General features: G+C 44.8%; 4 protein-coding genes. 1 reads left to right on the top strand and 3 read right to left on the bottom strand.

Annotated features, from left to right (window positions below):
• Positions 1 to 276 precede the first annotated feature (276 nt).
• Together O9332_RS26725 and O9332_RS26730 are read right to left on the bottom strand one after the other, a co-directional pair.
• Positions 277 to 933, bottom strand: coding sequence for a DUF1906 domain-containing protein (locus O9332_RS26725; RefSeq protein ID WP_002759945.1), 657 nt, complete (start codon positions 931 to 933; stop codon positions 277 to 279).
• Positions 934 to 1,102: 169 nt separating this feature from the next.
• Positions 1,103 to 7,594, bottom strand: coding sequence for a jacalin-like lectin (locus tag O9332_RS26730; protein WP_288028084.1), 6,492 nt, complete (start codon positions 7,592 to 7,594; stop codon positions 1,103 to 1,105).
• Positions 7,595 to 8,237: 643 nt separating this feature from the next.
• Between O9332_RS26730 and O9332_RS26735 the strand changes: the two genes are divergently transcribed.
• The gene (locus tag O9332_RS26735) at positions 8,238 to 8,843 is read left to right on the top strand and encodes a hypothetical protein (protein WP_002759942.1); all 606 of its coding nucleotides are present in this window, start codon (positions 8,238 to 8,240) and stop codon (positions 8,841 to 8,843) included.
• A gap of 21 nt (positions 8,844 to 8,864) precedes the next feature.
• Here O9332_RS26735 and O9332_RS26740 read toward each other — a convergent pair.
• A partial coding sequence (locus tag O9332_RS26740; protein WP_288028086.1) for a lipase family protein occupies positions 8,865 to 9,492 on the bottom strand: 628 nt, incomplete at its 5' end.

Genomic DNA, 9,492 nt, shown 5'->3' on the forward strand with positions numbered 1-9,492 from the left:
TAGGGTCTGCTGAATAAATCTAAAAACCTTGTTGGATAAGACTTTTGGACTTTTTTCCCCTCAAAAAGTGCCAGCCATTGCGGGGATCGGGGGAAAATTCAGGTACTTTTTCCCTGAAAATTAGGTAGTTGACCACCTCAAAACTGGTAAAACCTCACACCCCACACCCCACACCCTGCCCCCAGGAAAAGCTTTTTCAGCAAACCCTATATAGTATAGGGCATAACATCAATGTATAGATACCTGCCCGTCAAGTCAATTATCCAAAGATTAAACTTAGGTTAAAATTAACCATTGAGGCACACCGCCTTCCTTATCAATGTAGGTAATATCTTGGTCAATGCCAATGCCATTAACTGGTTCACCAACGTAAGACTGTACCATTTGATAACTACGAACCGCCACCGGGGGAACGGTACTTTCTGATTGCCAATAATGTTGAAAAGGCAAATCATAGAGTTGCTGACTATTCAAAATCGAATTAGCCCCCACATATAACCCGGGTAAATAACCCGCGCCTGCGACAGCATTATACCAACTTGTGCAGTATTGAATTACCGCTTCGGCTGAAACTTCAGAACTAATTCCTTCCAGATCTAACCAAACATTTACTTTCCTGGGAAAACCCACTGAAATTGCATTATTTGCCGCATTATCGCCGTAGGTTGTTCCCAATTGGGCGGAAGGAACCCAACCAGGGGAAGAAACGTGCTGCACAGGCATTAACGCCAGTCCTCCTTGTAAAATGCTAAGAGCTTCTTCGTAGGTTAAATCCCCCGGTGCTTCTCCTGCACCCAAGGAAAGATAACGGAGACAAAATTTGTAACCCTGACTGGCAAATTTTTGGGCGGTAGCTTTGGTAATTACAGAATCAGCATCAAACCCCAAAGATTGATTGGGCGCACTTTGAATAATTCCGGGTAATTGAGTCATAGTTGATGTCTCCTTGAGCAAAATTCAACTAAATTGATGACTTATTTATGAATGACGATCGAGCAAGAAATTAGTACTGGTTAGTTTCGTAGGTTGGGTTGAGGAACGAAACCCAAACACTCCACTGATTATGCCTGACAATAGACATTCATCATGTGGTGTCAGAATCTCATGGTGTAAAATCCAAGGCGGCACCGGTAACAACAGTGAGCGAGGAAGAGGAATCCGATGCAATAGGAGACCCTACATTGGGGACTAACATCTTTGATTGTGGATTATCAGTTGCCAAGGTACTCAGGAAAACACCACCTGAACCAGTTGCACACATATAATTCAGATTGGCATCAGCAATGATCGCCCAAGGGGACCCTGAGATAGTTGCATCCTGTTGGGCGGCATTGCCCACCGTATTATTACTGACATCAACAACCCAGATACTGCCCATAGAGGAATTAGAGGGGTTGGACGGAGCCGTGGCAATAAAGATTGCTCCATCTGGATAATTTCCCGGAGCTACATTATTGGTGTTTGGTGAATAGGCTAAAGATAAAATGACCTGTCCACTGGGTACTGTCCAAATAGGAGCTAACGAAGCATTGAAACCACTATAGGGCTGATAGTGTAAATTACCCGAAAGTGTGGCAAAATAAAGACCATTTGCTCCTTGACAAACAGCAGATGAATACACCATCGGCTTGCAATATTGCTCTAAATACCCGTAAAGGGTAGGAGTTGAAGATGGGTTCTTAGCATTGAAGATAACCCCCGTGGCCTCTGATATGCCGCCGAGTAGCACACAATCGTAATTAGTTAGCGTGTTCGCAGGGAAAAAGGTCAGAGATACTGGAGCTTCCGCCGTATAAGATTTGTTTGAACCCACATAAGACAAGCTCGGTACGCCGTTAGCCCAACCGACTGAATACCAGTAGAGGTTGCCATTAGACGCTGCTACATAGAGATAGCTTGTGACGGCATAATAAAAAAGTCCGGCAATTGCTGCATCGGGTTCACTTTGTTCAGAGATCTGAGTCGTAACATTACTGCTTGTAAATTGCCCAGTAGTAGCGGGAGTAATGCTGTTGAGCCAAATATTGCCAGCGTAAGATCCGGAAACGAAATAGTAGGGTGGGGTAAACCCAGGGTTGCCCTGATCAAACAGAAACTCAAGAGCCGTGGTACCGCTACCATTATTATCAAGATTACTCACCACTTGTAAAACATAATCTGGCGGGGTTGGATTCGGTGAAAATTGACCAACTGAGATGCCACTTTGGTAAGCAGAGACGAAAAAATTATAGTTATCCAATTCATTTGTTACACCCTCAACAGAACGAAAAGTCATTGCCGCGATACATTGAGTGTATGGAAAAAGAATCTCGTCGACAGATACAGATACGGACGACCAAGTAGCAGGCGAAAAACTCAGACACACCGGTTGCAATTGATTCAGATAATCGCCGCTGCTGCCTTGAAAGCCGATGAGAGTGCAGTTCCCAGGAACACTCCAAGTGGCAACGGAAGCTGAATCACAACTGGCAGGTGCAAGCAAGGAGGTTTGGCCATAGTTGGTGCTGAATTGAACTGCGTTCACATAATCACCATAGATGACAGTGATTTCGGTAATAAATTCTCCTTTGCTCAAGTTGAGTGCTGGCCAGGCATTCACCGTGCCTTGTCCGTGGGCAAACTGTTGGGTCCCGTTGAGGGATTGGTAAGTTGTGCCAATTTGGTTGACATAATCACCACCCCAAATCGAAACAGAAATCAACAGCGGTAGTTGGCCCAACCGGAGTGGTGTCGGGTTACTGCTGTTGTTGCTGCTCGTTGCTGTGGTTACAGTACCGCCATTGATGGTTTCGCAGCCGATCGCGATTGAACTGTTAATATCCCAGAAATCGGCGCTTGCATCATTACCCCAGATTGGTCCGGTAACGATTGACCAGTTAGCCGTAGGTACACCATTAGTAATACTTTGAGGTTGTGTTGGGTAGGAGGAGGCAGTAAACGGATTTTGAAACAAACTAATCTGTTGCGATCGCAACGCCTGATAATCACTTTTCAACTGCCCACAGTTTGCGGCAAAAGTGGCATCGCCAGTGTAGTTATAACGTTGATACAAATCGTCAACAATCTGCATCTGGTTATTGATAGTGGCCAGAGTACCCAGATAGCTGTTAATGGCATCAGCGACTGGGCGATTACTGGCGAGAAATTGCCAGTTACTGGTTTCACTAACCAGATTCTCATAACCAGCGGTGGTATAACTGAGGGCGATGCCTGAACCAGTAACGTTATTGGCACTCAAGCCATTGGCAAATGCCAGGAGACTTTGGATTACATTGGTTACAGTGACGCTGTTAGCAGGATCGCTGGTCGAGGTGCTGCTGGTGGCGTAGGGAAGGGATAACTTACTGATTTCAGGATTCAAGGCCTTCATTAACGGTGCTGCGCCTTGGCTGGAACTGCTGGAACTGCTGGAACTGCCGGTGCTGTTAAATGGATTGGGCAGGGGCGTATCACTGCCGCGTATCACCTGGTAAGCGTAGAAATCAAGGGTTAGTGAAGACACCGCCTGAGTAATATTTTTGGCAAGATTAGCGCTTAAAGTGATGGGCGGATCACTTGGCACCACTCCCTGAGCACTTAAACTGTTGAGGACTGATTGCTGTTCCGAAACAGTGCTGCACTCAAAAACAAACAGGGCAATATATTCCATACCCAACACTGCCGAAGAGACATAGCTATCGCCATAGGCACTATAAAACTGCGTCGGTGAACTGCTAAACAAGCTTTGTGCGCTGCTGCTTAATTGCGGTGTGCCATTAATGATCGGGCTGGTTTTTTCATGGGAGGCATAGATCACCACCGTTACGGATAGATTGCTCACCTTCGCCGTGCGCGTAACTTTACGATGGAAGGAATCATCGTCAGCACCGCCGCCGATCGCATATTTCAGCGTCTTTGACAAACTTTCACCAGAGGAACAGACTTGATACCACTGCTTGCCAGTAGCGTTTTGATCGCCGATAGTCAGGGATGATAAATCCAAGGCACCATTGGGCATAGCGCTGTTGCTAAAGCTGTTAAAGCCAATTCCCACGGTTGTGATGGGAAGACAAGGCAAGGGGGAGGAGAGGTCATCCAGTAGGGGGGCTGCCCATTTGGCTGGACTGAGACTCAGGACAATCAATTGCAACTGATTGAGATAATCGCCGGAGGAACCTTGAAAACCTAGCAAAATTTGATTATCTGCCGCAGTCCAGCTAATTGTGTTACCAGTGCTGGAGGGTGATAGCGGGAACGTATAGTCTTGGGAGCTTGTGGTTTGGAATGTGAGTTGATTGATATAATCGCCGCAAGTCCCACTAACGCTGCTGATAAATTCATCAACGGCTAGATTCAGATTAAAACAAGGTCCGCCACCACTTCCGCCATGGCTAAAGGTTTGGGCCCCAGCCTGATAACTGTAAATGGTTGATAGCTGATCAACATAATCGCCGCCATGTAACTGAACAGCAGCGATCTTGGGCAAGTCTTTTAAACAAAGTGGTGTCGGCGTACTGTTCGCTGGATAATTGCCATTAAAGGCTGTATTACTGTTGAAAAATGGCTGTCCGGCGCAAATATCCTGAAAGGACACCGAATTATTGTTGCCCCACAGCGGCGATAATCGATTGCTGCTGCTGTTACAGGGGGTGATGGTTATGCTGTAATTAAGGCTGGGAGTCCCTTTGGCAATAATGTCAAGGGGATCGCAGGAACCGTCAGTAGGGGAGGTAGCGGCCTGTTGCGGATTGGCGGCAACATCCGTCAGCCAGGCGGTCAATTCTTGGATCGCGTTATAGACCATTTGTTGCTGTCCCCTGATGGGAAAGCCAATATTAGGGTCTGCGTAGTAATTGTAAGTCGTATAAATCTGGAGGATGTTCTCAATCTCAGACCAAATGCCATAAAGCTGCGTCAGAGTAGGCGCGACTTGTAGTTGATAAGTCTGGCGGTTGGTAACTATCGGTTGGAAGCTGCTCAAAGCCGAGGCGGGTAACAGCCCTTCATAGCCCATCGTGGTAAATGACAGCAGCCAAGGCGTATCTACATGGCTGGCAGAAAACTGGCTGGCCGTCTGCACCAAAGCCTCCGCATCGGTTTCGGCATTGCCAGTCATACTTGGTAAAGAGAAACTACTGCTACCGATAACCTGTTGGTAACAGATCAGATTAACACCTTTGGAACTTTGGGCATTGCTCACATCGGAACTTAAACTGGCATCGAGAGAGGCCGATTTAATCGACGCACTGGCACTCAGGGTTTTTTGCACCGTTTCCTGTACGGCGCTACTATCGCATTGAAACACAAATACCGCCACATACAATCCGCCGTTAACCGTAGCGCAGACAAATGAATCGCCATATTCAGTGAACAATTGCTCTGTGGTTAAATTAGCCAACGTGGGAGATAGGTTGCATTGCGTATAAACCGGACTCGATGTCACCACACGGGTAATCAGCACCAGCGTCACATCGGTATCGGTTACTTGGATGGTTTTGGTTTTGGTTTTGGTGTGACTCAATTTAAAGCCTGGTATGCCAATGGAAAATCCCCTGGTTTTGCTCAAAGTTTCCGATAATGACTGGCGACTGGCGCAAATTTTCATAATGACTTCGCTTTGCGCCCCCTGGTCAACGCTGGTACAGGCGCTGCTGTTTAGTGCGGAATTCGGCAAAGCACTGCCAAGAAAAGAATTATAGCCCACGCCCAAGGTGCTGACTGGCAGCGTATTGACAAACGGTTGCGTCTCAATCGATGGCGCTAACCATTTTGCTGGCTGTACGATAATGCAAATTGGCTGCAAGCCGAGGAGATTACTGCTGTTGCAATAACCCTGAAAGCCAATCAGCGTCGCTGCTGCTGGCAAACTCCAGCTAAAACTGCTACCACTGGTGCTTGTCGGTTGGGTGATGCTGTGACTAGCACTGTCGGTAAAACTCAACTGAGTAATCACGCCGTTGGAGATTTGACCGCTCATCTTGTCGATATACACCTGATTCTTCAAGCTATCGACACCATCATCCTGATTAGTAGCAGTTAAAAACAGGGTTGCGCCACTACATGAAGACACATTAGCAGCACCATGAGCAAATGGATGAGTATAGTTTAGTGTGTTGTAAGAGGCATAAAACTGGGCGACATTGTTATTGCCCCAAACGGTAATCATATAAAGCACCGGAATATTCGATATCGCCGTCGCTATGCCCGTAGTTTGGCTGGTGGCTTGCGAATAAGTACCCGAAGCGGTTGGGCTGTTATGACCATAAATTGAGCCATTAATCCCTGCATTTAGCGCTGTTGTGCTGGTACTGGTGCTGCTCGAGGTACTCACCTCAGAGCCGACATCAATATCCTGAAACGGCTCGTTACTGGTATCCCCAAACAGCGGTTGCGTCGGTACTAAATAATTAAATACCGGTATGCCGTTCATTAAACTCAGTGGCGGATTAATTGAACTAGCAATGCTCGGCGTTTGTGTTGGGTTCGCCGCAATACTGCTAATCCAGCTATTGACGTTACTTATATCGCTATTTAACTGCTTTTGGTTGGTGCTAAACGTGGTATCGCCGCTATATTTATAAGCCTGATACGCAGTAGCAATCCACTGATATTTGCTGGCAAGATACCCTAAACTTGTCAGGGTCGGAGCAATACAATCAAGATAAATCTGTCGGTTAGCCGCAATATTCATAAACGAGGCGCTTAAACTGCTGCCAAACAGGGTTTCATAGCCAGTTACCGCAAAATCAAACACCACTGGCGTATTGGCGTTCAAGTTTTGTGCAGTTGAAACTATATTAGAGACAAATTGACTCACATCTGAACTATTGGCAAAGGTCGGCAAACTAGCGCTGCTACCAACTAAAGATTGATAAATCTGACAACGCACGGTGGTATTGTTCAGCGTTTCTGTTAAGCCAGCAGTCAAATTAGCGCCCAGCGTTGGCGAAATATGATCACAAACATTCACTGTCACCTGTGCTGTCAATGCCGCCTGTAAACTGCGCTGGTCTTCTTTGGTTTGGCAAGAAAAAACAAAAACTGCCACATACTCCGCCCCTTCCGTCAATTCAGACACAAAACTATCGCCATACTGTTGATAAAAGTTCAAGCATTCACTTGGCGTTGTCGGTACAGTAATGCTACTGTTTAACTGGCATTGACTCAGCGCCTGATGAATGTTCTCAACCCGTGCATAAACAATAACACTGACGGAAGTATCATTGATAGACAAGGCATTAGATAGGCTCAGAGTTGAACTTACTGAAGGGTCGCTAAAGGTAGAACTAGAATCGGAACTGGAACCAGAACCAGAACCAGAATCGGAACCAGAACTAGAATCGGAACCAGAACTGGAATCATTGCTGGCTTTTTTTAAGCTAATCTGCGCCGAAACGCCTAAGGAATTGGTAACGGTATTATTAAAATCTTCAGCCGAATAACAAATCTTAAAAAAACTTTGGGAATTAGTGCCTAAGTTTTGAATTGTTGGATTGGCTGCCAAAGCATTCGTCATCTGCTTGCCAGTAAAACAATTAAAACCAACGCCGATACCGCTGATTAATTCAACGGCATGAGGAACGCCAATAAGATTCATATTTGCAAGCGCAGCCATGACAAAAATTCTCCTAATACGGATTGAGTTGAAATTAAATAATCTGGCTTTTCTCTACTTGGCAACCGCCAAGGCAGCTAGGACAACTAGGAGGCGGCAAATTCCCACAAAGCTTAAGCTTTTTTCCCCTTGTCACCTGCTATATTGAGCAGATATTGAACAATCCTGGGTAATTGAATCATCGATTATCTTCAATAACAAACGTGACTCAATTGAGGATTCATTTATTAAGAACGATTGAACAGGAAATTAGTTCCTGTTGGGTCAAAACTTATAGCAGTAAACCTATTGTTAAGGATAAGTAGGGTGCGGCAAATTCCCACAAAGCTTAAGCTTTTTTTCCCTATTGCCTGCGATAACTCCAATAGTTGATAATAACGGAATACACAATCCCCCCCCTGTCAAGTGGCCGATGTAAAAAATTTAACCAATCTTTACATTGCCCTTCTTAGGCAATTAATCCTCTTCTTTGTTCTTCTACAAATTTATCCAGTGGGAATGTTGACTTTATTTAACCTAGTTGTCACAAGCCAGAAGAAAGTCTCAAAAAAATAATTTTAAGACCAAGAAATCCTAAGCACACAATGTCGGACTAAAGCTTGGTAGAATAATAATTGAAATAAAAATCTAAGGGGAAAATCTGATGGCCACAACCGCTGATGATGTCTGGCGTTTATTAGGGGAATTAGTCGAAGCTCAAAAAGAAACTGATCGCCGTTTTCAAGAAACAGAACGTTTAATGCGAGAACAACGTCAAGAAAGCGATCGCCGTTTTCAAGAAACAGAAAGACTTTTAAAAGAGCAAAGCCAGAGAGTTGATAAACAGCTAGGAAAACTCGGAAATCGCTTGGGAGAATTTGTCGAATGGCAAATTCGTCCCGCCGCGGTAAGATTATTTAAAGAAAGAGGGCTTGATGTTCATGAATTATACTCAGGAGTGTCAGCCCAACGCCCCGAAGGGGGACTCGAAATAGATTTATTAGTAGTTAATAATACCGAAGCCGTCTTAATTGAAGTGAAAAGTAAACTGACTCAAAGCGATGTTGACGAACATTTAGAGCGACTAGAAAAATTCAAAAGATTAATGCCTCGTTACCAGAATCTGAAAGCATTAGGAGCGGTAGCCGGAATGGTTGTCCCCGACGATATTGCTCTTTATGCTTATCGTCAAGGATTATTTGTCTTAGCTCAGTCAGGAGACAATGTAATTATTTTAAACGATCCTCAATTTCAGCCTAAAGCTTGGTAATCTGTTCGTAGTATAGAATAATTAGCTTAACTTAGTGGCAATATCATCTAAATCTTGATCCGTTAGCGTGAGAGCATTAGCCACATTTTCTGTCAGCGGCCAGTCAATTTCCAGAAGATTGAAATAAGCTTGGATATGCTGAAAATAGGCTTCTTGCAGAAATTGCTTCAGGGGAGTTGTTTGCGGTTGAGAAAAAACGCCACATTCACCTTTCATGGCAAAAGTGCTGGGATTTAAGGCGAGATAATTGCAGTTTTTCACTTTCTGAATTTGACTATTAACTAATAGTGCAATTCTCGAAGATTTAGGAATATTACAAGATTCATACAGGGTAGTAATCTGCTGTAATTGCTCAATATTCCAAGCATGGGGAACAATATCCAAACTATTCCATAGTCGGCTGCTTTGATTGAGACCTGGCTGCGTATTTCCGTAGTAATCAGAAAAGGTTTGATCCCCTGGAGTTGCTCCGGCAGAAAATTGGGTATTGACGGTGATTTGTTTACCAGTAGGGTTCCAAGTTGCTTGATTTTCGTACAGCCATAATGCCATTACTGGAGATAATGCTCCGCCTAAACTATGGCCGGTGGTAATGATTTCAATAGGTTGGTCAGATTGGCTGGGAATTTCCTGGGTCAAAAATTCTAAC

Source organism: Microcystis sp. LE19-10.1B (assembly GCF_027530565.1).
Classification (GTDB): Bacteria; Cyanobacteriota; Cyanobacteriia; order Cyanobacteriales; family Microcystaceae; genus Microcystis; species Microcystis aeruginosa.

Excerpts from the sequence above, each read along its gene's own strand:
- O9332_RS26725 (WP_002759945.1), bottom strand. The coding sequence starts at position 933 with ATGACTCAATTACCCGGAATTATTCAAAGTGCGCCCAATCAATCTTTG.
- O9332_RS26730 (WP_288028084.1), bottom strand. The coding sequence starts at position 7,594 with ATGGCTGCGCTTGCAAATATGAATCTTATTGGCGTTCCTCATGCCGTT.
- O9332_RS26735 (WP_002759942.1), top strand. The coding sequence starts at position 8,238 with ATGGCCACAACCGCTGATGATGTCTGGCGTTTATTAGGGGAATTAGTC.